This window comes from Embleya scabrispora (assembly GCF_002024165.1).
In the GTDB taxonomy this organism is placed as follows: domain Bacteria; phylum Actinomycetota; class Actinomycetes; order Streptomycetales; family Streptomycetaceae; genus Embleya; species Embleya scabrispora_A.
Map to the genome: position 1 here is coordinate 709665 of NZ_MWQN01000002.1, position 25593 is coordinate 735257.

Annotated in this window: 20 protein-coding genes; 8 read left to right on the forward strand and 12 right to left on the reverse strand. The window is 72.1% G+C overall.

Annotated features, from left to right (window positions below):
• Positions 1–6: 6 nt before the first annotated feature.
• Entirely contained in the window at positions 7–381 is a 375-nt protein-coding gene (locus B4N89_RS33625; RefSeq protein WP_078980241.1) for a MerR family transcriptional regulator, read from the reverse strand.
• Positions 382–510: 129 nt separating this feature from the next.
• Complete coding sequence (locus B4N89_RS33630) at positions 511–1275, reverse strand: SDR family NAD(P)-dependent oxidoreductase (RefSeq protein WP_078980242.1); 765 nt, start codon at positions 1273–1275, stop codon at positions 511–513.
• 164 nt (positions 1276–1439) lie between these two features.
• On the opposite strand from B4N89_RS33630, the gene B4N89_RS33635 reads away from it, so the two are divergent.
• Positions 1440–2495, forward strand: a complete 1056-nt coding sequence (locus B4N89_RS33635) for a 2-dehydropantoate 2-reductase (RefSeq protein ID WP_201261049.1) — start codon at positions 1440–1442, stop codon at positions 2493–2495.
• Positions 2496–2542: 47 nt separating this feature from the next.
• Here B4N89_RS33635 and B4N89_RS33640 read toward each other — a convergent pair whose 3' ends face one another.
• Positions 2543–3541, reverse strand: coding sequence for a LysR family transcriptional regulator (locus tag B4N89_RS33640; protein ID WP_078980243.1), 999 nt, complete (start codon positions 3539–3541; stop codon positions 2543–2545).
• Positions 3542–3674: 133 nt separating this feature from the next.
• Between B4N89_RS33640 and B4N89_RS33645 the strand changes: the two genes are divergently transcribed.
• A complete protein-coding gene (locus B4N89_RS33645; protein WP_078980244.1) occupies positions 3675–4370 on the forward strand; it encodes a type 1 glutamine amidotransferase domain-containing protein in 696 nt (231 codons plus the stop codon).
• Positions 4371–4444: 74 nt separating this feature from the next.
• On the opposite strand, the gene B4N89_RS33650 is transcribed toward B4N89_RS33645, so the two are convergent.
• Positions 4445–5974 carry an MFS transporter gene (locus tag B4N89_RS33650; RefSeq protein ID WP_235619067.1) on the reverse strand — a complete coding sequence of 510 codons (1530 nt, stop codon included), beginning with the start codon at positions 5972–5974 and terminating at the stop codon, positions 4445–4447.
• Positions 5975–6033: 59 nt separating this feature from the next.
• Here B4N89_RS33650 and B4N89_RS33655 point away from each other — a divergent pair, with 59 nt between their 5' ends.
• Positions 6034–7206 (forward strand): ROK family transcriptional regulator, encoded by a 1173-nt coding sequence (locus tag B4N89_RS33655; protein WP_078980245.1) that lies wholly within the window; start codon positions 6034–6036, stop codon positions 7204–7206.
• A 57-nt stretch (positions 7207–7263) separates the two neighbouring features.
• Here the strand turns inward: B4N89_RS33655 and B4N89_RS33660 are convergent, their stop codons facing one another.
• Positions 7264–8109, reverse strand: coding sequence for a serine/threonine protein kinase (locus B4N89_RS33660; RefSeq protein WP_078980246.1), 846 nt, complete (start codon positions 8107–8109; stop codon positions 7264–7266).
• A gap of 1164 nt (positions 8110–9273) precedes the next feature.
• On the opposite strand from B4N89_RS33660, the gene trpS reads away from it, so the two are divergent.
• Complete coding sequence (gene trpS / locus B4N89_RS33665; protein WP_078980703.1) at positions 9274–10341, forward strand: tryptophan--tRNA ligase; 1068 nt, start codon at positions 9274–9276, stop codon at positions 10339–10341.
• Positions 10342–10417: 76 nt separating this feature from the next.
• On the opposite strand, the gene B4N89_RS33670 is transcribed toward trpS, so the two are convergent.
• Positions 10418–12019, reverse strand: a complete 1602-nt coding sequence (locus B4N89_RS33670; RefSeq protein ID WP_078980247.1) for an MFS transporter — start codon at positions 12017–12019, stop codon at positions 10418–10420.
• 197 nt (positions 12020–12216) lie between these two features.
• Here B4N89_RS33670 and B4N89_RS33675 point away from each other — a divergent pair, with 197 nt between their 5' ends.
• Both B4N89_RS33675 and B4N89_RS33680 read left to right on the forward strand, forming a co-directional pair.
• Positions 12217–12945 carry a TetR/AcrR family transcriptional regulator gene (locus B4N89_RS33675; RefSeq protein ID WP_161500911.1) on the forward strand — a complete coding sequence of 243 codons (729 nt, stop codon included), beginning with the start codon at positions 12217–12219 and terminating at the stop codon, positions 12943–12945.
• Between the two features lie 369 nt (positions 12946–13314).
• The gene (locus tag B4N89_RS33680) at positions 13315–15444 is read left to right on the forward strand and encodes an MMPL family transporter (RefSeq protein ID WP_201261050.1); all 2130 of its coding nucleotides are present in this window, start codon (positions 13315–13317) and stop codon (positions 15442–15444) included.
• 171 nt (positions 15445–15615) lie between these two features.
• Here B4N89_RS33680 and B4N89_RS33685 read toward each other — a convergent pair whose 3' ends face one another.
• The 5 genes from B4N89_RS33685 to B4N89_RS33705 all read right to left on the reverse strand — a co-directional run bounded on the left by B4N89_RS33685 (position 15616) and on the right by B4N89_RS33705 (position 22141).
• On the reverse strand, positions 15616–16488 hold the full coding sequence (locus tag B4N89_RS33685; protein ID WP_078980249.1) for a transporter substrate-binding domain-containing protein: 873 nt from the start codon (positions 16486–16488) through the stop codon (positions 15616–15618).
• Between the two features lie 18 nt (positions 16489–16506).
• Positions 16507–17142 (reverse strand): hypothetical protein, encoded by a 636-nt coding sequence (locus B4N89_RS33690; RefSeq protein ID WP_143658175.1) that lies wholly within the window; start codon positions 17140–17142, stop codon positions 16507–16509.
• Between the two features lie 541 nt (positions 17143–17683).
• Positions 17684–18616 carry a MerR family transcriptional regulator gene (locus tag B4N89_RS33695; RefSeq protein ID WP_078980251.1) on the reverse strand — a complete coding sequence of 311 codons (933 nt, stop codon included), beginning with the start codon at positions 18614–18616 and terminating at the stop codon, positions 17684–17686.
• 103 nt (positions 18617–18719) lie between these two features.
• Positions 18720–20351, reverse strand: a complete 1632-nt coding sequence (locus B4N89_RS33700) for an ABC transporter substrate-binding protein (RefSeq protein WP_078980252.1) — start codon at positions 20349–20351, stop codon at positions 18720–18722.
• A 233-nt stretch (positions 20352–20584) separates the two neighbouring features.
• On the reverse strand, positions 20585–22141 hold the full coding sequence (locus tag B4N89_RS33705; protein ID WP_078980253.1) for an alkaline phosphatase D family protein: 1557 nt from the start codon (positions 22139–22141) through the stop codon (positions 20585–20587).
• Between the two features lie 233 nt (positions 22142–22374).
• Here B4N89_RS33705 and B4N89_RS33710 point away from each other — a divergent pair, with 233 nt between their 5' ends.
• The gene (locus B4N89_RS33710; RefSeq protein ID WP_078980254.1) at positions 22375–23178 is read left to right on the forward strand and encodes an SGNH/GDSL hydrolase family protein; all 804 of its coding nucleotides are present in this window, start codon (positions 22375–22377) and stop codon (positions 23176–23178) included.
• A 49-nt stretch (positions 23179–23227) separates the two neighbouring features.
• Here the strand turns inward: B4N89_RS33710 and B4N89_RS33715 are convergent, their stop codons facing one another.
• A complete protein-coding gene (locus tag B4N89_RS33715; protein ID WP_201261051.1) occupies positions 23228–24214 on the reverse strand; it encodes an ArsR/SmtB family transcription factor in 987 nt (328 codons plus the stop codon).
• Between the two features lie 85 nt (positions 24215–24299).
• Here B4N89_RS33715 and B4N89_RS33720 point away from each other — a divergent pair, with 85 nt between their 5' ends.
• Positions 24300–25568 carry an MFS transporter gene (locus tag B4N89_RS33720; RefSeq protein WP_078980256.1) on the forward strand — a complete coding sequence of 423 codons (1269 nt, stop codon included), beginning with the start codon at positions 24300–24302 and terminating at the stop codon, positions 25566–25568.
• The last annotated feature ends 25 nt before the right edge of the window (positions 25569–25593 follow it).

Here is a 25593-nt window from a genome sequence, read left to right on the forward strand (position 1 = left end):
CGCGCCCTATGCGCTGCGGATCCGCTCGACACCCGCGCGGCGCAGGGCCGCCGCCAGGTTGTCGCGGGCCGTGGTCTGCGCGGCGATCCGGGCATCCAGTACGGCCAGCCGGTCGAGGGCGATGCGCAGGGCGGTATCCGACGGGGGGCGGGCGGCGACGTCGACCCCGGCGTCCAGGCAGGGCAGGAACGCCCGTACGTCGTCCAGGGTCAGGCCGACGGCGAGCAGGTCCCGGATCGACCGGACCCGGGCCACCGTGCGCTCGTCGTACTCCCGGTAGCCGTTCGCCGCCCGCGCCGACTCGATCAGCCCCGCCTGCTCGTAGTGCCGCAACGCGCGCGGGGTGGCCCCGGTCGCGTCCGCCAACTCCCCGATCCGCACCCGACCCTCCCGGCCCGCCTGGACGGGTCGACACCCCGGCCCGATCCCCCCGATCCTCGCACGGCGGCTATGCCCGGACCGGTGGAACCCCCGCCGTCGGCGCAACGGGTCCGGCCCACCGGCCGGGCCCTAACCCACGACCGCGCCGCCGTCGACCGGGAGCACGACGCCCGTGACGAAGGAGGCGCCCGGAGCGGACAGGGCCGTGATGGCCCACGCGATCTCCTCCGGGGTGGCGATGCGGCCGAGCGGGGTGTGCGCCAGTTGCCAGGCGCGGATGGCGGCCTGCCGTTCGGGGCTCACCCCGTTGTGGTCGGCGATCGGGGTGCCGACCGCGCCGGGGGCGACCGCGACCACCCGTACGCCGCGCGGGGCCAGTTCGACCGCCCAGCTGCGGGTGAGCAGTTCGAGGGCGCTCTTGGTCGCGGCGTAGAGCGAATTGCCCGGCCACGCGCGTTGGCCGACCGAGGTGGTGATGTTGACGATCACGCCGCCGGCGTACTCCAGGAGGGAAAGCGCGGCCTGGGTCAACAGGAGCGGGGCGATCAGGTTGGTGGCGAGCAGCGGGTCGATCGTGGCGCGGGTGTAGGCGCCCAGCCCGCCGGTGCCGACGACGCCGGCGTTGTTGACCAGGACGTCGAGCCGGCCGTGCGCCTCGGCGATGCCGCGGACGACGCGCTCGGGTTCGCCCTCGGCGGTGATGTCGGCGGTGAGCGGGATGATCCGACCATGGCCCTCGGCCGTCTCGGCGAGTGGTTCGGGGCGGCGGCCGACGGCGATCACGTGGGCGCCTTCGGCGGCGTACGCGCGGGCCGCGGCCCGGCCGATGCCGGTGCCGGCGCCGGTGATCAGCACGACGCGGGGGCCTGCGGTGCGGGTTTCGGTGGTGTCCATGCGGCGATGCTCCGACCCTGCCGCCAACGGCAGGGTCAAGCGCACATCGACGCGGGCGGCTCGGCGCGCACATCTCGAACACGGGTGCGGTGCGGGGACGTACCCTTGCGGATTGATCCCCTGGCCGGCCCCTGGCCCGTTCCACCCGTAGGCGGAGGTTGTAGATGTCCCAACCCGCTCCCCGTTCGCGGCCGCTCCGTACCCGGATCGCGATCTTCGGCGCCGGCAGCATCGGCGGCTACCTGGGCGGTCGGCTCGCCGCGTTCGCCGACGTCACGCTCGTCGGCCGACCGGCCCTCGCCGACGCGCTCCGGGACGGGTTGACGGTGACGGGGGCGGGCCGGCCCCCGACGGTGGTCGAGTCCGGGCGGCTGACCGTGGCAACCACGCCCGACGCGGTCGCCGGCGCCGACTTCGTCCTGGTCACCGTCAAGTCGGCGGCGACCGCCGAGGCCGGCCGGGAACTGGCGGGGCGGCTGAGCCCGGCCGCGCTCGTGGTCAGCCTGCAGAACGGGATACGCAATCCCGCCGTGTTGCGCGCCGCGCTGCCCGCGCACACCGTGTTGGCCGGCATGGTCCCGTTCAACGTCGTACGCACCGAGCCCGCCGTGTTCCACCAGGGCACCTCGGGCGCGCTGATGATCGACGCCAACCCTCGGGCGCTGCCACTGGTCGACGTGCTGGTCGAGGCGGGCGTACCGATCCAGGTCCGCGAGGACATGCCCGAGGTACAACACGCCAAGCTGCTGATGAACCTGAACAACGCGATCAACGCGCTGTCCGGCCTGCCGCTGCGCGACCAACTCGGCCGGCGCGACTACCGGGCCTGCCTCGCGCTGTGCCAGGGCGAGGCGCTGGCCGCGTTCCGGGCCGAGGGCATCCGCCCGGCCAAGCTCGGCCCCGCCTCCGCCGCGCGCACCCGACGACTGCTCTCGCTGCCCGACCCGCTGTTCCGCCGGTTGGCGAGTTCGACCCTGCGGGTGGACGCGCAGGCCCGCTCCTCGATGTGGGAGGACCTCGAACGGGGCCGGCCCACCGAGATAGACAGCGTCCAGGGCGAGATCCTGGCCATCGCCGAGCGCAACGGCCTGACCGCACCGGCCAACGCGCGCCTGATCGAACTGATCCGCGAGGCAGAGGCCGCGCCGCCGGGGAAATACCGCCACTGGAGCGGCGCGGACCTCCTCGCCGAACTCACCCGGGCGGTCGCGGCGGCCTGATCGGCCCGCGGAGGCGGTCGCGGCGGCCGGATCGATCGCGGCCCGCCTCACCAGCCTCGCGCGGCCCGGATCAACCGCTGTTCCACCAGGCCCAGATGCGGGTGCTGCGCCGCGCCCGCGCGGCGTACCAGGAAGCCGGTGTTGATCGGCGGGTCGTCGGGGGTGAGCAGCGCCACGAGCGCGCCGGTCGCCAGCTCCGCCGCGCACAGGTAGCGCGGCAGGACGGTCAGGCCCGCGCCGGCGACCACCGCGGCCAGTACGCCGCGCAGGTCCGGGACGGTGATCGCGGCACGTTCGGTGAGCCGGGTGCCGAACACGTGTCGCCAGTAGCGGCGGGCGATCGGCAGATCCTCGGCGTAGCTGACCAGCGGGATCCCGCGCAGCGCGGCGGGGCCCTCGGCGGCGATCCGCGCCGGGTCGATCCGGCGCGCCCACACCGGCGCCGCGACCAGCACGAACTCCTCGTCCATCAGCGGTACGGCGGCCAGCGTCCGGCCGCGCGGCCGGGTCGTGGCGAGCACGAGGTCGTGCCGACCCGCGCGCAGCCCCTCGAGGAGGTCGTCGGTCAGCCCGGTGGCGATCCGCAGCAGTACGCCGCGCTCGATCAGCGGGGCCAGCGCGGGCAGGACGAGCGTGCACAGGATGTCGGCGGGACCGGCCAGGTGTACCGGCTCGGCCGGCGGGTCGACGCCGAACCGGTCCGGCTCGGTCACCTCGGCGAGCGCGTCCAGCGGCGCCGCCACCCGCACCGCCAGGTCGTCGGCGACGGGTGTGGCCGCCACACCCCGGGGCAGCCGCTCGAACAGCGTGCGTCCCAGTCGCCGCTCCAGCGTTCGGATCTGGGTGGTGACCGTGGGCTGGGACAGGCCCAGGACCCGGGCGCCACCGGTGAACGAGCCGGCGCGGTGTACGGCCAGGAAGGTGCGCAGCAGACTCAGGTCCAACGGGCCGCGCACGTCCGGTATCGCGGACGTCGGAGCGGACGTCGGCGTCGGAGCGGATGGCCGCTCCGCGCCCACCGACCCATCGGAATTCACATGGCTCATGAGGGAGAGCCTATTTGAACCCCGATGGGTGGGCGATCTACGTTCGAACCCGACGGCGCGAGGCTGTGCCGGCCGATCGCACGCGGACGCCCGGGCACACCCCGCTCGGCCGTCCCGAATGGAGGGATGACAGATGGCGAAGATCCTGTTCGTGCTCACCGGGGCCGACCACTGGACGCTGGCCGACGGTACCCGGCACCCGACCGGCTTTTGGGCGGACGAGGCGGTCGCCCCGTTCGAGGCGTTCACCGCGGCCGGTCACGAGGTCGTGGTGGCCACGCCCGGCGGGGTCGTGCCGACCGTCGACGCGGCGAGCCTGGCTCCGGATGTGAACGGCGGTCCGGGCGGGGCCGCGGAGGTCGCCGCGGGCCTGGACCGGTTCGCCGCGCTGCGTGCGCCGCTGGACCTGGCCGAGGTCGAACTCGCCGACTACGCGGCCGTGTTCTACCCGGGCGGACACGGGCCGATGGAGGATCTGGCGGTCGACGCGACCTCCGGCGCGCTGCTCGTCGCGGCGCTGGCCTCGGGCAAGCCGCTGGGTGTGGTCTGCCACGGGCCGGCCGCGCTGCTGGCCACGGCGGACGCGGACGGCACGTCGCCGTTCGCCGGCCGTCGGATGACCGCGTTCACCAACGCCGAGGAGACCCAGGCGGGATTCGGCGAGCGGGCGCACTGGCTGCTCCAGGACCGGCTGATCGACCTGGGCGTCGACTTCCGCGAGGGTGGCCCGTGGGCGCCGAACGTGGTCGTCGACGACAACCTGTACACCGGCCAGAACCCGGCCTCGGCGGCCCCGCTCGCCCGGGAGATCGTCAAGGCCCTGGGCTGACCTCGGCCCCCGCGGCACGGCCCGGGGCGCGGGTGCGCCCCGGGCCGAGTGGCCGGTGGGCATTGCGCGCCGCATCAGTGCTCCGGCGGCGGGAACACCACGGTGGTGGCGGCGCCCGACGTGGAGGTGCCGATTCGGATCGATCCCGAGACGGGCTCGGGCACGGGCGGTGCGGCGGCCTCGCGCGGGGCGGCCTCGGGCGGGGCGGGTCGGTTGCCGGCGGGGGGCGGCGCCGAGGGGTTGAGCAGTCGCGCGGTCGGGATCAGGACCGCGGTGAGGACGGCGACCACGGCGAACGAGGTGTTGAGCGAGGCGTGGTCGGCGATGGCGCCGACGATCGCGGGGGCGATCAGGCCGGACGTGTAGGTCACCGTGGCCACGCCGGCGATGGACCGGCTCGGATTCTCGCCGATACGGCCCGCCGCCGCGAACGTCAGCGGCAGCACCGCGGCCACCCCGACGCCGAGCAGCGCGAAGCCGAGCATGGCGGGCAGGGGGGAGTGCGAGGCGGCGACGACGGCCGCGCCGACGGTGCTCAGGGCCGCGCCGGCGCGGATCGTGCGCGTCACCCCGAAGCGGTCCACGACCGTTCCGGAGAGCAGTCGGGCGACGGCCATCGTGCACGCGAATCCGGTGAAGGCGAGGGCCGCGACGCCGGGGGAGGCGCCGGCCACCTCCTTCAGGTGGACCGCGCTCCAGTTCGCCCCGGCGCCCTCGGCGAACACCCCGCAGAAGCCGACGGCGCCGATCGCGAGTACGGCCTTGGACGGCAGCGCGAAGCGCGGTGGGGCGTCGGTGTCGGCGCCGCTGCCACCACCGGTGACGGCCGGCCGCGCGTCGAGCAGGTTGCGGCCGGCGAACCAGCCCGTGACCGCGAGCAGTACGCCCAGCCCGGCCATGTGCAGTCGGGCGTCCAGTCCGGCGAACGCCGCCGCCGCGCCCACGCCCGCGCCGAACAGCGCGCCAGCGCTCCACATCCCGTGCAGCAGGGGCAGCGTCGAGCGCTTGACCCGCTGCTCGACGACGAGGCCCTGCGTGTTCATCGCCACGTCGGACATCCCGGCCCCGACGCCGAACACCAACAGCGCCGCGCACAACCACCCGAGTCCGGGCGCGGACAGGGGCAACAGCGGCACCGCGCACCACAGTGCGATCAGGCACCGCAGCGCGGTCCGCCCCCCGTGCCGATGCACCAGCGAAGCAGCCAACGGCATGGCCAACGACGCCCCCACGGCAGGCGCCGCAAGCGCGACCCCCAACTGCCCCGCACTCAGATCCAGATGCCCCTGCAACCACGGCAACCGCGCGGCGAACCCGCCCCCCACGGACCCATGCACCGCAAACAGCAGGCAGGCCGCAACCCGAGCCCGCCCGGCCTCCCCGGCGTCACCACCGCCCACATCACCCGCACCGCCCCCCTCACCCGCGCCGACGCGTCCGCCCGCATCGCCCAACCGACCCGCGTCGGCGATCTCCGGCCCGGTGCCCCTCTCGTCAGCGGTCATGCACCCGGCCGCGTCGCCCACTCGACCCGCGTTTCCCGCCTCGTCCGCGCCGCGTCTGTCGCCCGTGTTCGGAGTGCCCTGGATGTGTGTCTCGGTCATGGCCGGAAAATTATCAGGCAGGGTTCCTGAAAGAAAGTCTTTGCGTAGGATCGGTTCCCATGACCGTCACCGCCCGTACCGCCACGCCGAGCACGTGTCGTGCGATCAACGACCGCCTGGCCCTCGATCTGCTGATCGAGCACGGCCCCCTCACCGCCGCCCAGCTCAAGACGCTGACCGGACTCTCCCGCCCGACCGTGGCGGACCTGGTCGACCGCCTCGGCAGCGCGGGACTGATCCACCTGGCCGGCGAATCGGGCACCCGCCAACGCGGCCCGAACGCGCGGTTGTACGGGATCGTCGCGGAGCGCGCCTACATCGCCGGCCTGGATGTCCGCCTGGGCGGCGTCGAGGTGGTCGTCGCCGACCTGACCGGCCGGATCGCCGCGTCCGGCACACTCGCGATACCGGCGAACCGGGAGCCGACCCGCGCCATCGCCGACGTCCTGACCCTGGTCGACGACACCGCCGCCCGCGCCGGCGCCGAGACGCTGCACACGTTCGGCGTCGGCGCACCCGGTCTGATCGACCCCGTCACCGGCAACCTGGGCGTGGAGGACTTCCTCCCGGCCTGGCACGCCCTCCTGCCGGCCGCGCTCCGCGACCGCGGCCGGGTGGTCCTGGAGAACGAGGCCAACCTCGCCGGCATCGCCGAACAGCGCTTCGGCGCGGCCCGCGGCCTGGACACGTTCGTCCTGGTGTGGCTGGGCCAGGGGATCGGCGCCTGCGTGATGCTGGACGGCCGGCTGCGCCGCGGCATGTCGGGCGGCAGCGGCGAGTTGGGCTTCCTGCCGGTCCCGGGGACGGGCCGGCTGCCGTCGCGGGCGGACTGCGAAGGCGGCTTCCAGAGCCTGGCCTCGGGCGCCGCCGTGGAGGAGTTGGCCGCCCGGCACGGCCTCACCGGTACCGCCGAGGACTGCGTACGGGCCGCGGCGGAGCGGGACACCGGGGCGGGAGCCGCGTTCCTGGACGAACTCGCCGACCGGGTGGTACTCGCCGCCGCCGCGCTCGCCGTCATCCTCGACCCGGGCTGCGTGGTGCTGGGCGGGGAGACCGGCCGGGCCGGCGGCGCGGCCCTCGCCGGGCGGGTCGAGTCCCGACTCGCCGAGCTGACGCCCCTGCCCACCCGGGTCCTCGCGGGGACCGTCCCGGGCAGCGCGATCCTGGACGGAGCGGTGCTGACCGCCCTCGACGACGCCCGCGACGACCTGTTCGGCAGCCCACAGCGCTGAGCCCACCCGAACCCGCCGCCATGCCCGACGCGAAGCCCGAACGGCCCGCGTCCCGCATCACGCCCGATACGTACCCGAGAGCATGCCCGCCGGCGCCACCGCGCTCCACGCGTCGAAGAGTTCGGTGACGTTCGAGTAGCGCTCCGCCGGGTCGCGCCGGGTCGCCCGTTCGACCACCGCGAGTTGCGCCAGGGTGCCGCGCCACGCGCGTTCCTCGTCGCCCGCGTCCAGGAGCAGGCGCAGCGTGCGGCCGAGCAGGAACACGGTGCCGGCCCGAGTGACCAGCGCGCCGCGCCGACTGTGCTCGGGCGGCATGTAGCGGGTGGACCCGGACAGCCGGGCGCAGTCGAGCACGAACGGCGCGCTGCGGTACTCGTCCAGGTCGATCAGGTGCACCCGACGCGCCGAAAAGTCGTAGAGCACGCAGCCGTCGTACCAGTCCACCCCGACGTAGCCGGCCGCGTCGATCAGCCGGTGTGCGTCGAGGATCGCGTCCAGGGCCGCGTGCACGTCGTCCAGCGGCAGTGCCCGAAAGCGGGCCAGCGGCGAGGCCGCGCCGGTGCGCAGCAGCCTGCCCGCACGTTTGACGGTCGAGTGGTACAGCACCTCGCCGGACTGCCACGGCCCCACCGTCACGGGCACACCGCCGGCGCTGAAGGTGTGCAGCACGGGCACGATCGCCGGGTGCCGGACGTGCGCGTGCAGGTCGATCGCGCGACGCAGGCTGAGCGCGGACGCCGGGTTGGGGCCGGTCTTGACGAACCAGTTCCCCTCGGCGTGCACTCCGTAGGAGACCGCACCCGAATCCTGGTCACCGAAGGTCGTGTGCACGGTTCCGATCGAGCGCAGGAAGGCGGCGGGATCCTGCGGGGTGTCGACGGCGTCGAGCAAGGGGTGCGGCACGGCAATCGGCCTTTCCTGACGGATGTCCGGGACCCGCCGCCCGGGGGTCGGCAGCGTGGACGGATCGAACTGGTGGGCATCGGGTCCTTACGGCGAAGGTAGCGCCCCCGACAAGGCCGATGGGCCGTTTTCCGCGGAAGCCCCGCAGATGAGGAGCCCGGGAAGCCGGAAAGGGAACAAAAATTCGAACACCGACGTCCCGAAACCGGCAATCCCGCAAGCACATTGCCACCCACCACCCGACGAGGCGGAGCGCGGAGGTCCGCCGCGTTCCGCCTCGCCCGCCGCACCACGGAGGGGCCTCCCCAAAGGCGTTCCGCGGGGCTATTCAATCCGGTTCGGCCCGAACCCCGCCGGATCGGCCGGCACGCTACCCCGATCGCGTCAGGACCCGGGGGAATTGCCTGCACACCGGATCAGACCAGCCACAAAGCCGGCTCGGACCCTGCCACGTTAGCCCCGCCCACACCCCCTCCGACAGACGATTACCAGCCACAACCCCAAAGTCCAGCCACCCCACCCACAGCCCAACCCCCGCCCCCAGAAAGCAACTTCAACCCACCCCCACCCCCACCCCACCGCCCACCCCCGAGGCGCGTCAGCGCCCCCGCCAGGGGCCACCCACGCGATCGACGCGCGAAGCGCGGAGAGCGGCGGAGCCGCCGCTTGTCTTTTGGGCTGGGCGACCCGGAGCGAAGCGGGGGAGCAGAAAAGCGGTGCCTCGCGAGCCGGCGCGAAGCGCCCAACAAAAAGCCGCCGCCACCGCCACGACCCCGGCCCACCCCTACGCTCCCGTCGCGACCGCGCCCACACCCCCACGCCGCGACCACACCCCCCGCACGCCCTTCCACCCGAGCAACCCAAGCTCCCGCCCCCTGCCCAACCCGCCCGCTATGCTCGGGACATGCATCGTGTATCGGTTACGAGTTGGTGGCGCTCCACATAGGAGCGACCGCCCATTCGGGCCTGACCAGGGTCGTTCGTACGGACGGCCCTTTTTTCGTGTCCCCAAGGAGACGGGCGAGTGCCGTGCCGACGGCGGCTCACCGACCATCCACCGGGAGACCGACCGTGCTCGACACCACCAGCACCGCCACCACCGCCACCACCAGCACCACCACCGCAACCACCGCAACCACCCCAACCACCCCAACCACCCCAACCATCACCACCAGCACCACCACCACCCCAGCCACGCCCCCCCAAAGCGCCGAGCTGGAGAAGCTCATCCAACACAAGCCCGGCCGGTTCCGGGTGCTCACCGGTGACCGCCCGACCGGCCCCCTCCACCTCGGGCACTACTTCGGCACGCTGCACAACCGCGTACGGCTCCAGGATCTCGGCGTCGAGGGATTCCTCATCATCGCCGACTACCAGGTACTGACCGACCGCGACGTCGCCGACCGCCTGGTCGAATACGTCGAGGGCCTGGTGCTCGACTACCTGGCCATCGGGATCGACCCCGACCGCACCACCATCTTCACGCACAGCGCGATCCCGGCGCTGAACCAACTGTTGCTGCCGTTCCTCAGCCTGGTCTCGGTCGCCGAACTGAACCGCAATCCGACCGTCAAGGACGAGATCGCGCACTCGCGGCAGGCCGCCGTCAGCGGGCTGATGTTCACCTACCCCGCCCACCAGGCCGCCGACATCCTGTTCTGCAAGGGCAATCTGGTCCCGGTCGGCCAGGACCAGCTGCCGCACATCGAACTCACCCGGTCCATCGCCCGCCGGTTCAACGACCGCTACCCGACCGGCGGTCGGCCGGTCTTCCCCGTGCCCGACGCGCTGCTGTCGGCCGCGCCGCTGCTGCTCGGCACCGACGGCACCAAGATGAGCAAGAGCCGGGGCAACGCGATCCCGTTGGGGGCGAGCGCGGACGAGACGGCCCGGCTGATCCGCGCGGCCCGGACCGACGCCGACCGGCACATCACCTACGATCCCATCGCCCGGCCCGGCGTGGCCGGCCTGGTGCTGTTGGCCGCGCTGTGCCAGGGGCGCGACCCGCACGCGGTGGCCGAGGAGATCGGCACCGCCGGGGCCGCCGCGCTGAAGCGGACCGTCACCGAGGCGGTGAACGAGTTCCTGGCCCCGATCCGGGCCCGGCGCGCCGAGTTCGCCCGCGATCCCGAGCAGGTCCGGCGCGTGTTGCGGGCGGGCAACGAGCGGGCGAACGCGGTGGCCGACGAGACGTTGCGCGAGGTTCGGACGGCGATGGGCGGCATGTACTGAAGGGCGCCGACCGAAGCGCCGCACGGACGGCGGTTGCGGCAGGCCGCCGTTGCCCGCCGCAACCCCGTCCCGCCCCTCAGCGGGCCGCCGCCCCCGTCCGCGCCGCCCGCCCTTCAGCCGCCGTGTCCACCGGCGGCCGCTCCCGCATCAGGAACGCCACCACCACCGCCGACCCGAGCAGCACCGCCGACCCGGTCCACAGGGCCAGGTGCAGACCGTCGATGAACGCCGTCGAGGCGGCCTCGCGCACGACCGGCGGCGCCGAACCCAGGTGCCCGATGCCCCCGCCGCCACCGGACGTGCTCGCGTCGACCACCTGCCGGGCCTGGTTCGGCGGTACGTTCGCCCGGTCCAGGAGGTCGCCCAGCCGACTCGACATCCGCGCCGTGAGGATCGCGCCCAGTGCGGCGATGCCCACCACGCCGCCCAGTTCGCGCGCGGTGTTGGAGACCGCCGAGGCCATACCGGCCCGGGCCGGTTCGACCCGGGACATCACCGCGATCGAGATCGGCGTGAAGCACAGGCCCATGCCGCCGCCCAGGAACGGCAACACCCAGCAGAACTCCAGGTACGTCACGTCCTTGCCGTAGAAGGACAGCCCGCCCAGCGCGATCCCGCACATCGTCAACCCGACCACCAGCGGTACCCGCGGCCCGATCCGGCCCGCCACCCGCCCGGAGATCGGCGCCGCGATCATGATCGCCAGGGTCGACGGGAACGACGCGAACCCGGCCTCGGTCGGCGTGTACCCGAGCACGTCCTGGAGGTAGAGGCCGAGGAAGAAGAACGCGCCGAACATCCCGAAGCTGACCGCGAATCCGCCCCACACGGCGGCGCCGATCACCCGGTCGCGAAGGAAGCCGACATCGAGCATCGGCTGGGCGGCCCGCAGTTCGACCCCCACGAAGCCGACCAGCGCGACCACGGCCAGCGCGCCGGCGCCGAGCACGCGGGCCGAGGTCCAGCCCTGGGCCGGGCCCTCGATCAGCGCGAACACCAGTGCGCCGACGGCGGGTACGCCCAGGAGCACGCCCGGTACGTCGAAGCGACCGCGGCGTTCGGCGAACTCCGGCAGCACCAGGGCGCCGATCACGATCCCGGCCACGCCGATCGGCACGTTGATCCAGAACACGCTTGCCCAGCCGAACGCGTCCACCAGCGGACCACCGATCGCCGGGCCCAGCGCCAGTCCCGCGCCGGAGACCCCCGACCAGATGCCGATCGCCCGGGCCCGCTCCCGGTCGTCGGTGAACACGTGCCGGATGATCGACATGCTGCCCGGCAACAACAGCGCGCCGCCGACGCCCTGGACCGCGCGACCGGCGATCAGCGCCGCCAACGAGCCGGCCAGCGCGCAGACCACCGATCCCGCCGTGAAGATGCCGAGGCCGATCAGGAAGACCCGGCGCCGGCCGTACCGGTCGCCCAGTGTGCCGCCGGTGAGCAGCAGCGCGGCGAAGACGAGGCTGTAGCCCTCCATCACCCACTGGAGCCCGCTGACTCCGGCGTCGAGGTCGCGGTCGATGCTCGGCAGCGCGTTGGACACCACGACGTTGTCGAGCATCGCCACGAACAGCGCCACACACAGCGTGGCCAGGACCAGCCCCTTGCGCGGCGCGCCGGCCCGGTTCGACCCGGACCCCGGCCCCGCTCCCGACTCGGGGAACTCGTGCGACATGGCTCTCCCTAACAGCGTTAGTCGATCCCTAATGGTGTTAGATTGCAATGCGCCGCCGCCCGGCGCAAGGGGATTCGTCCGACCCGGGTTTGCGACGCGACGCGAATGCGGAAGGAAATCGACCTGATTCCGGGGGAGTATCGACCGAACGAGGTCGACGGCAACGCCCTCGGCGGAGTCGACGACGAGGAGTGGGTATGACGGGCAAGGGCCGGGCGCGACCGGACGGCACGCGCAAGCGGCCGGCGGTGACCCTCGACGCACTGGTCGAGGCGGGCCTGACCGTGCTCGAACGCGACGGCCTCGACGCGCTGTCGATGCGCTCGGTCGCGGCCGAACTCGAGGTACGGGCACCGTCGTTGTACTGGCACGTGCGGGACAAGGAAGAGTTGTTGGACCTGCTCGCCGACGGCCTGCTCGGTCGCGGCGCCCGCGAACTGCCGCCGACGCACGGCGACTGGCGCGTCGATCTGCGCGAACTCGCCTGGTCCTTCCGAAGGTTCCTCAAGGCGAACCGGGATTCGGTACGGGTCCTGATGGGTCGTTTCCCGTCCGGGCCGGGGATGGCGCCGGTGCTGGAGCATCAGCTCGCCGTGCTGGACGAGGCGGGCTTCGACCGGCAGGACGCGGCCTACATCACCTACGGCCTGGGCCTGCTGGTGAGCGGATTCGTGTACAGCGAGCAGCGGCCGATCACCGCGGCGGTGGCCGCCGGAGTGCCCATCGGCGAGGCGGTGTCCGCGATCGGCGACACCATCGCGGCGTTCCCGGCGGACACCTACCCGCACCTGGTCGCGGCGGCTCGCGAACTCACCGCCCCAAACATCGACGAGCGCTTCACCTTCGTCCTGGAACGCTTCCTGGACGGTCTGGTCGCGTTGCCCCGCCGACCGAAAACCGAACCGCCGGCAGCCGCCGACGCATGACCGATCGCGACCCCGCCCATCCGCTGCGTCACGATGCGTCCGTCGACGCGCCCGCCGATCCGCCGCGCCAATGCGGCGAGTTCACCAGCTATCAACCCGTCCTGTGCCCAACAGGGCGGTATTCGGTGGACGGTGGGGCGGTCCATCCAGGACAATCCGCCGTCGGACCGCTGGCAAGCGATGAGTTTCGGGGCGCCGGACGGTCCGAATCTCGGTATGGCACACAGCAGTAACGGCACCGCACGGTTGGCTACGCGCGGTGTTGCGGACAGCCTTGGTCGCGCGTTCTCGAACCCGGCACAGAGCTGACTCCGTGAAGTCGATCGACCGCTGCTTCCGTTCGGAATCAGCCCGTCAGCTGGGGGATACATGAACCGGATCAAGGCGCTTGCGGCGTTGCCGTGCGGGCGCCGATCCAAGTGGGTCGTGCTGGCGTTGTGGGTGGTGCTGCTCGTTGCGGCGGCGCCCCTGGCGAGCAAGCTGACCGACGCGCAGAACAACGAGGTCTCGTCGTGGCTGCCGGCCGACGCCGAGTCCACGAAGGTGATCAACGAGCAGAAGGACTTCCGTCCCGACACCACGGTGCCCGCCGTGGTGGTCTACGAACGTTCGTCGGGCCTGACCCAGGCGGACCAGGACGCGATCGTCGCCGACCGTACGGAGTTCGGTAAGGCCAAGGGCGTGACCGGCAAGATCGAGGACACGAGCTTCGACAAGGACCGGAAGGCCGCCCAGATCCTGGTCCCGATCGGTATCAAGGACGGCGGCTGGAACGATCTCGGTGACGCGGTCGACCAGCTCAAGAAGGCCCTGAAGGACAACCCGACGGGCCTGAAGTCCTACGTCACCGGCCCCGCCGGGCTCGGCGCCGACCAGGCCGAGTCGTTCGAGGGCATCGACGGCACGCTGCTCTACGCCACCCTCGGCGTGGTGGTGCTGATCCTGCTGTTCACCTACCGCAGTCCCGTCCTGTGGCTGCTCCCGGTGATCTCGGCCGTGGTGGCGCTGTTCAGCGCCCAGGCCGTGGTGTACCTGTTCACTAAGGCCGGCCTGGTCGTCAACGGGCAGAGCGCGGCCATCCTGACCGTGTTGATCTTCGGTGCCGGAACCGACTACGCGCTGCTGCTGATCGCGCGCTATCGCGAGGAGTTGCACCGGTACGAGGACCGGCACGAGGCCATGGCGGCGGCGATGTTCCGCGCCGGACCGGCGATCGTGGCCAGCGCCGCCACCGTCGGCGTCGGCATGTTGTGCCTGATGGCCGCCGAGATGCAGTCCACCAAGGGCCTGGGCCCGGTCTGCGCCCTCGGTGTCCTGGTGGGCCTGATCGCGATGACCACGCTGCTGCCCGCGCTGCTCGTGATCGTCGGCCGCTGGGTGTTCTGGCCGGTGCGTCCGAAGTTCGAGCCGGACGCGATCACGCACGACGAGAAGGGCGTCTGGGCCCGGGTCGGCCGGAAGATCTCCGGCGGCCCCCGCGTGGTGTGGATCATCACCGCGGTCATCCTCGGCGTGATGACCATCGGCCTGACCAACCTCAACGGCGACGGCATCGCCAACAAGGACTCCTTCACCAACAAGCCGCAGTCGATCCACGGCCAGGAGGTCTCGGAGCGCTACTTCCCCGCGGGCTCCGGCGACCCGATCGTGGTGATCGGCAAGGAGTCCGCCGCGGCGGCGCTGATCCAGGCGATCCAGGGCACCCCCGGGATCGCCCCCGGCCAGGTGCACCAGACCGGTGCGGTGGGCGGCCGGGTCCAGATCGAGGCGACGATGATCGCGTCGCCCGACTCGAAGGCGGCCAACGGCACCGTCGAGCGGGTACGCGACTCGGTGCACGGGGTTCCGGACGCCGCGGCCAAGGTCGGCGGCGGTACCGCGACGCGCATGGACGTCACCTCGGCGTCCGAACACGACGACAAGGTGATCATTCCGCTGATCCTGCTCGTGGTGCTGATCGTGCTCGGCCTGCTGCTGCGGGCGGTGGTGGCGCCGCTGGTGCTGATCGCCACCGTGGTGCTGTCGTTCGCCGCGGCCCTGGGGATCAGCGTGTTCACCTTCGAGCACCTGCTCGGCTTCAAGGGCACGGACGTCGGCTTCCCGCTCTTCGTGTTCGTGTTCCTGGTGGCGCTCGGCATCGACTACAACGTGTTCCTGATGAGTCGGGTGCACGAGGAGTCGAAGCGCCACGGCACCCGACGCGGCATGCAGATCGGCCTGGCCGCGACCGGTGGCGTGATCACCTCGGCCGGCCTGGTGCTGGCCAGCACGTTCGCGGTGCTCGGCACGCTGCCGATCGTCGCGTTCGCCGAGATGGGCTTCACCGTCGCGCTCGGTGTGCTCCTGGACACCTTCATCGTGCGCTCGGTCCTGGTCACCGCACTGACCCTGGACATCGGCCGCAAGATCTGGTGGCCGAGCAAGCTGGCCGAACACCCGGACGAGGACGACCCGGAGCCGGGCGGCGGCGACACCCGCGAGGGCGTACTGGTCGGCTGATCCGGTAGTGCACGACCGGAGGGTGGTGGGCGGATCCTTCGCCCACCACCCTCCGCTGCTGTCCACGTACTCCCCCGTGGTGTCGAGTGCGCTGCATGCCCGCGGTCCGCGGGGTGGAAACGGGGAAATACCCCGCTCGGAAAGGAGATCGGCCGATCGACGCGATCGTGTTCACGTGCTCGCCGTGTCGCGGCACGAACGCCCGTCGATGGACGAGGACGTCGGCTTGTAGCGACTGATCCAACCCGGTTCCTGCAACGGTATCTGCGGCAGTGATCGTTGGACGTCGTTGATCCAGTCACTGCTTTCCACGTATTCCTTGACGATCGCCGTCAGGCGCCGGCAGTCGGCGCGATGGCCCTTGGGGAGCCCGATGCCGTAGTGCTGCGGCGCCCCGATGGTCAGGCCGGGGACCACCCGGAATCCGGCGGCGCCGTTCAGGTTCGCGAAGCCGTACAGGATGGTCTGATCCGTCGAGATCGCGGCCACCCGACCCGCCTTCAGGTCTTCCTCGCACGCCACAGCGTCGGCCTCGACCAACACGTCCACCCTCGCGGTACGCAACTGTTCCAAGGCGGTTTCCGACGTGGTTCCCTCCCACGTGCACACACGTTTTCCGTCCAGGTCCGCCATGGCCTTGATGTCCGCGCCCTCCCGGCCGACCATGAATCCCTGGTAGGTGGTGAGGTACGGGCCGACGAAGTCGATCTGCTTCATGCGCACGGCGGTGATGGAAAAGGACCCGACCACCAGGTCGACCCGGCCCTCGAGCAGCTTCGGGATCCGGTCGAAGGCGGATACTTCCGTAGGGACGACCGCCTTGATCCGCAACTTCTTCTCGATCATCTGCTCCAACAGGTAATCGGTGCCCGACCGGGTGTAGCTCTGCAGCAGCGAGACGCCGGGAAGGTCGTTCTGCATGCCGATCGAGATCGAGGACTTGCCGAAGAACTCCGGGTCGGACGTTTCGGCCGCGCAGGCGACGGGCGTCAGTGCGGCGAGCAGCAGGCATCCGGCCCGGCGTCGAAGGGTCTTCGTGTTCATCCGTTTCGTCGGTCTCCCTCAGTCGTGCACGATCGCGGTCGCCACGGACACGTTCATGGCACAACCCGCGTCGGTGTGCAGGGTCAGCGCGGCGCTGACGCCGCTGCGCAGTCCGCCGAGCGCGAGATCGACGGGAGTGCCGGCGACGACCCGCTCCACCACGACGGGACGACCTCGGCCGGTCAGCGCCACGTCGAGCCTCGTCTCCGGTACGCAGGACTGGGTTCGGCCGTCGGCGTCCTCGACCGCGAAGGTCAGGCGCAGGTGGGTACGGCGCGGCGTGCCGTCGATCACGAGGTCGATGCGACCGCCGTCCGACACCGATCTCGCGTGCGTGACCTCCACCCGCCCGGTGACGTCGACCTCGCCGTGGACGCGCAGGTACTCGGTCCACACACAGGCGGCGATGACGCAGGCGAAGGAGAGCACGGTCATCAATACGCGGTCTCGTTCCGACTCCAGAAGCGCGAACGCGCGTACCCCGGTGGCCATGACGGCGACGACCATCAACAGGTGGATCCATCGGGACGCGCCCTGCGGCCCACTGGGACTCCGAAGCAGAGCCGTGCCCACCAGCGCGCCGACCAGGAGGAACGGCGGCAGGCGCCACTTCTTGGTGCCGTCGGCGAAGACGTTGATGATGACATCGCCCATCACCCTGGCGATGGCGGACGCGTCGCGGCCTCGGGCAAGGGCCCATGGCCACGCCGGGCCGCCCGCTTCGCCGGGAACCCTGCCCCGGGTGCCGTCGGTGTCGGGTTTCATCCTCGCGTGCCCCGGACCGGTCCCGGTCGGTGTCCGCGATGGGCATCGCCCACGACCTTCTCGATCCGGGCCGCCGCGGTCGGCAGTTCGGACATCGGGTACTCCGATCCATGGGACGCGAACGCGCGCCCGAAAACGCCTCCCGTGCCGGGGAGGAGATGAGGTTGCCTCTTGTATCGGGGCGCGATGGCTTCCGGAACTCGCCCGATGCACTCGCCATGCGCAATGGCGCGTACGCCACTTCGGCGGCAGTGCGTGAATCGTTCGTCACCCGCGGTGTCGAGTCTGATACATGCGCGAGCCCGCCGGGTGGGATTCCGCGAAATCCCGGGGAAAAGAAGCGCGATCGGTCGGCGGCCCGTCGCCCGAGGGCCGGGCAGCCCCCTCGGCGCCTCGGTGGGCGGACCACGTCCGCCCACCGTCCGCGGATCTACGCCCGGGCGCGGAGCGCCGCCGTGAACCACGCGAAGACCGGGGCCGCGCTGGGCCAGGCCGGCCAGTTGTTGATGATGCCGAGCAGGGCCCAGTAGCGTTCCGCGCGAGGGTCGGCGCCCACCTCCATCCGCTCCACCAGCGACGCGACGAAGGCCGCGTCGGCCGGGCGGCCGAAGGCGGTCGCATAGGCCGCGATCAGCTCGGTGACCACCGGCTCGGCCGCGGCCGAGGTCGGCTCGATCCCGGCCGCGAGGGCCGCCTCGACCCGCTCCCGGGTGAGTTCGGACAGCCGCTCGTAAGTGCCCCGGGGGAGCTCGTTCGGGCGATCGCGCGCCTGGTACTCCGCCATCCGCCGGATCGACGCGCGGAAGTCGGGGTCGGTGACCAGTTCGCCGAGGTCGACCCACGCCTCCAACTGCTTCTGGGTCGGATCGTCCGGCAGGCTCGGCAGTCCGCAGCGCATCCTGGCCAGGAAGTCCGGATCCACGTCCAGGTCGGCGAAGGTCGCGTCGAGGAAGTCGGTGATCAACTTCCGGCGCTCCTCGTCGGACAGTCGGGCGAGTTCGTGCATCAGATTCATCTCCTCGGGACTCGAACCCCGCCCGGCCACCGCGCGCAGTACGGCCCGACGCAACCGCAGCGTCTCGATCTGCGTGTCCAGCGCCCGCGCGTGCGCGTCGGCGACCTCGGCGACGGTGACCTCGCGGGCCAACACCCGCTGGATGGTCGCCAGGTCGACGTCGAGATCGCGCAGCGTGCGCACGAGTTCGAGACGGGCCAGTGCGTCGACGTCGTACAGTCGGTAGCCGGCGGGACTTCGTCGGGTGGGCGGCACGACCCCCGCGTCCGCGTAGAACCGGATCGTGCGGACCGACAGACCGGTCCGTCGAGCCAGGTCGCCGATCGAATACAGGGGCGCGCCGTCCATGTCCCTCACCGTGCCGTCTCCACCCGGTGGAGACTCAAGTCCGAACCCCGAGGGTACGGCCGCCGAGGCCCGGGCCGGATCGGCAGCCGGGCCCCGGCCGGGATCAGCCCTTGAGCCCGATCCGGTCCATCAGCACCATGCCGTCGTTGCTCAACACCATGCCCACCACCGTCGACCGGTGGAACGCGGTGACCACCGACGACTGGTACGTCCACAGCGGCGCGTCCTGCTTGAGCTGCGCGGCGACCGCCGTGTAGGCGGCCTTGCGCTGCGCCGGGTCGTTGGTCGTCCGGGCCTGGTCCAGGTTCCGGTCGACGGTGGGGTTCGCGTACAGCAGGTAGTTGTTCGGGCTGGTGCTGTAGAGGTTCACGTACAGCCCGGGCTCGGCATCCGAGAGGTAGTAACTGAACATGGCCGCCTGGTAGTTCTTGTTGATCACGATGTCGGTCTGGAACGCGGCGATCGGCATCGGCGCGATCTTGACCGAGATGTTCCGCAGCGCGCGGAGCGAGGTCATGATGTATTCGGCGGTCCGCTGCGCGTTGGCGTTCTGCGGGATGGAGTAGGTGAAGTCGAGCGGCTTGCCCTCCGCGGCCAACTCGTCGAGCAGCCGCTGCGCCTGCGCACGGTCGGTGCGCTGGACGGTCTCGGTGCCCGCGTCCACGAGCGGGCTCTCCGGCGGGAAGATGCTGTGCGTGGGCGTACCGTTGCCGCTGAACGAGATCTTGTTCACCTCGTCCGCGTCGAGCGCGAGGTGCACCGCGCGCCGGGCGCGCACGTCGTCGAACGGCGCGCGCTTGGTGTTGAAGTAGATCGACTCGCCGCCGATGATCGTGACGGTCTTGGTCTCCAGGCCCTTCTGCCCGGCCCTGACCGGGTCCTCGGCGTTGACCGAGACCTTCATGTCGGCGCCGCCGGAGTAGACCGTCTCCAAGCCCTGGGTGCTGTCCTGGATGACCTTGAACACCACGGTGTCGGCGTACGGCTTGGCCGCGCCCTGCCAGTAGCCGCGGTTCTTGACGAAGGTCATGTGGTCGCCGGTGGTCCACTCCTTGAAGGTGTACGGGCCGGCGCCGACGGGGTTGCGGGCGAAGCCGGCCGGGTCCTTGCGGTACGCGGTCGGGGAGACGATGAACGACAGGTTCGAGGCCACGATGTGGTCGAAGTTGGCGTTCGGGCCGGTGAGGGTGACCTTCAGGGTGGTCGGGTCGACCACCTCGGTCGCCTTGACCGCCGCGATCGTGCCCGCCTGGTACGACTTGCGCGCCGGCGCGGCGTGCTCGTCCCAGGTGAACTTGACCGCCGTCGCGTCGTACGGGGTGCCGTCGGAGAACTTGACGTCGGGCTTGAGCTTGAGCGTCCAGGACGCGTTGCCCGGGTCCGGGGTCAGGCTCTCGCCGATCTGCGGCATCACCTTGCCGGTCTTGGCCTCGTGCCAGAACAGCGAGTCGTACACCGCGTTGAGTCGGCTGTTGTCGGTGTACGAATTGCTCAGCGCGCCGAACGGGTCCATCGAACGCATGTCGCTCGCCATCGCCACCGTCAGCGTGCCGCCGGACCCGGGTGCCACCGTGGAGGTGTCCGCGTCCTTGCCGGCCGTGTCGCCGCCGCCGCACGCGCCGAGCACCAGACACGCGGCGACGGCGGGGACCACGGTGCGCACGATTCGCCCGACGGGCACGTCCGCTCGGGCGCCGGGGCGGGCGGGGTCGGGATGCTCACGTGCGTTGTCCATGCGTGCGCCTCGTTTCGCTCGGTGCCTCGACCCCACAGGGCCGGTCGGAGGCGGAGCGTAATCGAAGCGGCGAACGATCTTTGTCGCGCCTTTTCGGGTAGTGATGGACGTTTCGCCGCATGCATGCGGCGAGTTGCCCGCCGGGCGGGAGCCCTCGTCCGCCGACGAGGACTCCCGTGACGGTGCGTCAGTACCGAAAACTGACGGTGTGTCAGTAGTGGACCGACCGTGTGTCAGCGGGTCGGGCGCAGGGTCTTGCTCCACAGGACGGTGGACGCGGCGTCGCGCAGATTGACCGTCAGGTTGCCCGACGGGCCGTCGATCTCGACCTCGCCGAAGTGCTGGAAGCCCTCCAGCGGCGAGAAGTTCGCGCGCGGCGGGGCGTGCACGAACTCGGCCTTCGGGCCGAAGGTGCCGTCCAGCGCGTTGGGGCCGAACGCGCCGGCGTTCAGCGGGCCGGAGACGAACTCCCAGAACGGGTCGAAGTCCTGGAACGCGGCCCGTGACGGGTCGTAGTGGTGCGCCGCGGTGTAGTGCACGTCGGCGGTCAGGAACACGATGCCCCGGACGCCGCGGCGCTGCGCGGTGCGCAGGACCGTGGCGAACTCCATCTCCCGACCCAGCGGCTTGCCCGGGTCGCCCTGCGCGACACCCTCCTGCGCGTTGGCGCCGTCCGGTACCACCAGGCCCAGCGGCAGGTCGTTGGCGATCACCTTCCACGTGGCCCGACTGCGCGAAAGACCCTCGATCAGCCACTCGCGCTGCCGGTCGCCGAGCATGCCACGCTTGGGGTCGGCGTAGCGGTTGTCGTCGTTGCGGTCCTTGTAGGTGCGCATGTCCAGGACGAACACGTCCAGGTGCCGGCCGAAGGACAACTTGCGGTACACCCGGTCGTCGCCGATCGGCACCCACTCGCGGAACGCCTGCTCGGCCCGCGCGGCGAGCACGTCGACGCGCTTCTCGGTGTAGCGCGCGTCGTCGAGGAGCTGACCCGGGTACCAGTTGTTGCGCACCTCGTGGTCGTCCCACTGGTTGATCTGGGCGACCTCGGCGGTGAACGCGCGGTAGTTGCGGTCGAGCAGGTTGTACGCGAACTGGCCCCGGTACTCGGTCAGCGACTCGGCGACCTTGGACTTCTCCGGGGTGACCACGTTGCGCCAGATCCGGCCGTCGGGCAGCGTGACGCTCTCCACGAGCGGGCCGTCGGAGTAGACGGTGTCGCCGCTGTGCAGGAAGAAGTCCGGGCGCAGCCGGCGCATCTGCTCGAAAATGGTCATCCCGCCCAGGTCGGGGTTGCTGCCCCAGCCCTGGCCGACACAGTCGCCCGACCACAGGAAGCGCACATCGGAGCGGCTGCGCTCGTGCGGCGCGGTGACCAGCGAGCCGGTGATCGCCTCGCCGGCCGCGCCGCGCTCGCCCTCGACCCGGACGCGATAGTGGATCCGCTTGCCCGCCGGCAGGTCGCGCAGCCGGACCCGGCCGGTCAGGTCGCCGTCGGGGGTCAGCCACGGTCCGCGGATCCGGCAGGCGTCGCGCAGGTCGGGCCGGGTGCCGTACTCGACGATCAGTCGACCGGGCCGGTCGGCGCGGCCCCACACGATCGCGGAGGACGCGGTGACGTCGCCGCTCTGCACGCCGTGGCTCAGCGCGGGCCGGCCGGACGCGACGAACGCGGGCGCGTCCGACGTCGAGGCGGAGGCGGAGCCGGTGCCCAGGACGGGGGCGATCGCCAGGCCGGCACCGACGACGGAGCCGGTGCGCAGGAGGGTCCTTCTGTCCACTGATGTCATGGATACGTGTGTAGTGGCGCCGGGCGACGTGGGGGCGAACGCCGGTTTGACGGTTCGTCAAGACTGGTCGGCGGGCCGGGGTGAACCCGCCCGGCGACCTGCGGTCGAGGACGCGGCCGGTACGGTGGGCGGCGGCTTGTCCGGGTCCTTCCCGGGAGTGATCGTGGTCAAGTCCGTCGCCCGCGCGGCCGATACCTCCGACGACGTGCCCACGTTCCGGAGGAGACCCACCCGTGCCCTCGCTCGCCCGTGTCACCGCCCCCCTCGCCGCCGCCGGCCTCGTGCTCACCGGGCTCGCCGCGCCCACCGCGCACTCGGCGCCGGCCGCGCCGACGTCCAGCTACGCGGCGCTGGGCGATTCGTACAGTTCGGGGGTGGGGGCGGGCGACTACCTGCCCGGCGGCGGCGACTGCAAGCGCAGCGCCAACGCGTACCCCTCGCTGTGGCATCGGGCGCACCCGGCGGCGGAGTTCGCCTTCGCCGCCTGCTCCGGCGCGACCACCGCGCAGGTGCTGGGCGGGCAGACGTCCGTATTGAGCGCCGGCACCACGCTCGTGACGATCAGTGTCGGCGGCAACGACGTCGGCTTCGCCGACACGATCCGCACGTGTGTGCTCGGCACTGATCGGGACTGCGCGGACGCGGTGGCGACGTCGCGGGCGTATACGCGCGACCGGCTGCCGGCCGACCTGGACGCCACCTACGCGCGGATCCGGCTGCTCGCGCCGCGTGCGCGGCTGGTGGTGCTCGGGTATCCGCGTCTGTTCGAGCTGGGCGGTTGCCTGTTCGGGCTGAGCGAGGCCAAGCGGCGGGTGCTGGACGAGGCGGCCGACATGCTGGACGAGACCACGGCCGGGCGTGCGGCGGCGGCCGGCGCGGACTTCGCGGACGTACGGGACCGGTTCGCGGGCCATGGGGTCTGCGGGGCGGACGAGTGGCTGCACGGGGTGACGTTGCCGCTGGACGAGTCGTACCACCCGACGGCGACGGGGCAGGCGAAGGGGTATCTGCCGGGATTGGTCGCGGTGGCGGGGTGAGCGGCGGCGCGGCACGTGGTGGTGCGGCGCGTGGCGGGCCGTGCGTGGTTCAGGTCGGGCCCTCGGTCAACACCTCGCCGAGCGCGGTGCGTTGGTAGCGGACCGAGCGCCCCACCCGCAGGCCGGTGACCAGCCGGGCGCGGCGCAGTACGGCCAGGTGGTCGCCGACGGTGCCCAGGGGTAGGTTCAGCCGGGCGGCCAGTTGTGTGGTGGTGGCCGGGATGTGCAACGCGCGCAGGATCAGCGCGCGCGTGCCGCCGAGCAGGTCGGCCAACGCCGCGTCGTCGGAAGGGGCCGGGGCGCCCAGGAGTTCGGCCACGCCGCGGGCCGGATAGACGATGGCGTACGGCCACGGCGGCTCCACGTAGACGATGCTCGCGCCGAACGCCGAGGGCACGAACAACAACCCCGCGCCGCCGAGCACGATCGTGCCGGTGCCCTGGTGGCCGCCCACCTCGATCGCGCCCTCGTCGTGCCAGCGCAGCCGGGGCGACAGATCGCTCAGCGCGGCGCCCCAGCCGTAGGTGGTCAACCGTCCGGCGGTGCGCACCAGATCGTGCTGCAACACGGCGTGCAGCGCCGGCCACTCCGGCTCGAGCAACGTGGCCCACGCCGCCTCGATCGCGTCCGCGAGCCGGGCGACCACGTCGGGTGCCTCGAACAGCGCGCGCGCCGCCGCGGACGGCGGGCGCAACCCGGCCAGATTGCGCGCCAACTCGCCACGGGCGCGATCCAGCGGAGTGGCCCGTACCGCGGTGAGCTCGTCCCCGATGCCGGTCGGTATCCCCGCCGGCGGCGGATGCAGGAAGTCGGCGTTGTAGCCGCCGCGCCGATACAGCGAGGTCATCGCGGCGACCGCCGGCATCTCCCGCCGCAGCCGCTCGTACGCGGGCCGCAGCCGCTCGATCCACGGCCGCAGCGGCCCGGCGCGATGACTGCCCGCGAGGGTCCGCAGCACCAACACCGTCTCGCCCAGCGGGGAGATCGCGAACCTGCTGCGCGCCACGTCGGCCGGTCCGACCTCGATCCTGAGCACCGACACCTCCTGCCCGCAGCCTGTCAGGTTTCGGTGTGTGCCGAAAGCTTGGCCCGGGCCCGGCGCGCCTCGGCAGGCTCGCCGCATGATCGGTGACGATGTCGGACCGGCGACCTACCGGGAGATCTTCGCGGTGGGCGCCTTTCGGGTGCTTTTCGGTTCCTACGTACTCCTGCTGGTCGGCGACACCGTGCGGATGCTCGCGCTCGCGGTGCTCGTCTACGAACGCACCGGATCCCCGGCGCTGTCCGCGCTCGCGTACGTGGCGGGCTTCGTGCCACAGGCGTTCGGCGGGGCGCTGCTGCTCTCACTGACCGACCGGCTGCCGGTGCGGGCGGCGATGGTGGGCTACGACCTGATCCGCTGCGTCATGGCGCTGGTGCTCGCGGTCGACGTGCTGCCCGTGTGGGCGGTGCTGGTGCTGCTCGCGAGCGTGGGCCTGGTCAGCCCGGTCGCGGGTGCGGCTCGGCAGCGCACCCTGCCCGAACTGCTGCACGGTGACGCCTATGTGCTGGGCCGCTCGGTGTTCGGGGTGACCGCCGGGGCGATGCAGGTGCTCGGGTACGCGGTCGGCGGGGTGCTGCTCGCGCTGGTCGGGCCGGGCGGCGCGCTGGTGTTCGCCGGGGCGGTGGCGCTGGTGTCGGCGTTGGTGGTGCGCTTCGGGCTGGCGCGCGGGACGGCGGCGCAGGGCGGCGGGGCCGAGGCGAACGCCGCGGGCGAAGCGGGCGGCGGGGCCGAGTCGCGGGCTCGGCCCGAAGGCACGATACGTGCGACGTGGCGGGTCAATCGCGAACTGCTCGGCGATCCGGTCGTACGCGGCCTGCTGCTGGCCCAGTGGGTGCCGGCGAACCTGGCCGTGGCCGCCGAGGGGGTGATCGTGCCGTACGCGCCCGATTCCGCGGGGCTGTTGTACGGCTCCACCGCCGCCGGGATGCTGCTCGGCAATCTGCTCGTGGGGCGCTTCGTCCGGCCGATCCGACGGGAGCGGCTGGTGCCGTGGCTGGCGCTGCAACTCGGTGTCCCGCTGCTGTTGGTCGCCGCGAGCCCGCCGGTGGGGGTGACGGCCGCGCTGTTCGTGCTCTCCGGTGCGGGCTTCGCCTACCAACTCGGTCTGCAACGCCGGTTCCTGGCCGCCGTCCCGAAGGCGGGCACCGGGCAGGCGATGGGGCTGGCGATGACCGGGACGATGACCCTCCAGGGCGCGAGCATGGCCGGGGCCGGCGCACTGGCCGGGGTGGTCGACCCCGGGCATGTGATCGCACTGTCCGGCGTGGCCGCGGTCATCGGGACGGCCATGGTGTGGCGGATGTTGCGGCCCGGGGACGTGCCGGTGGCGAAGGCCGCGGTGGTGTGAGCGGGTGGCGGGGGATCGGTCCGAC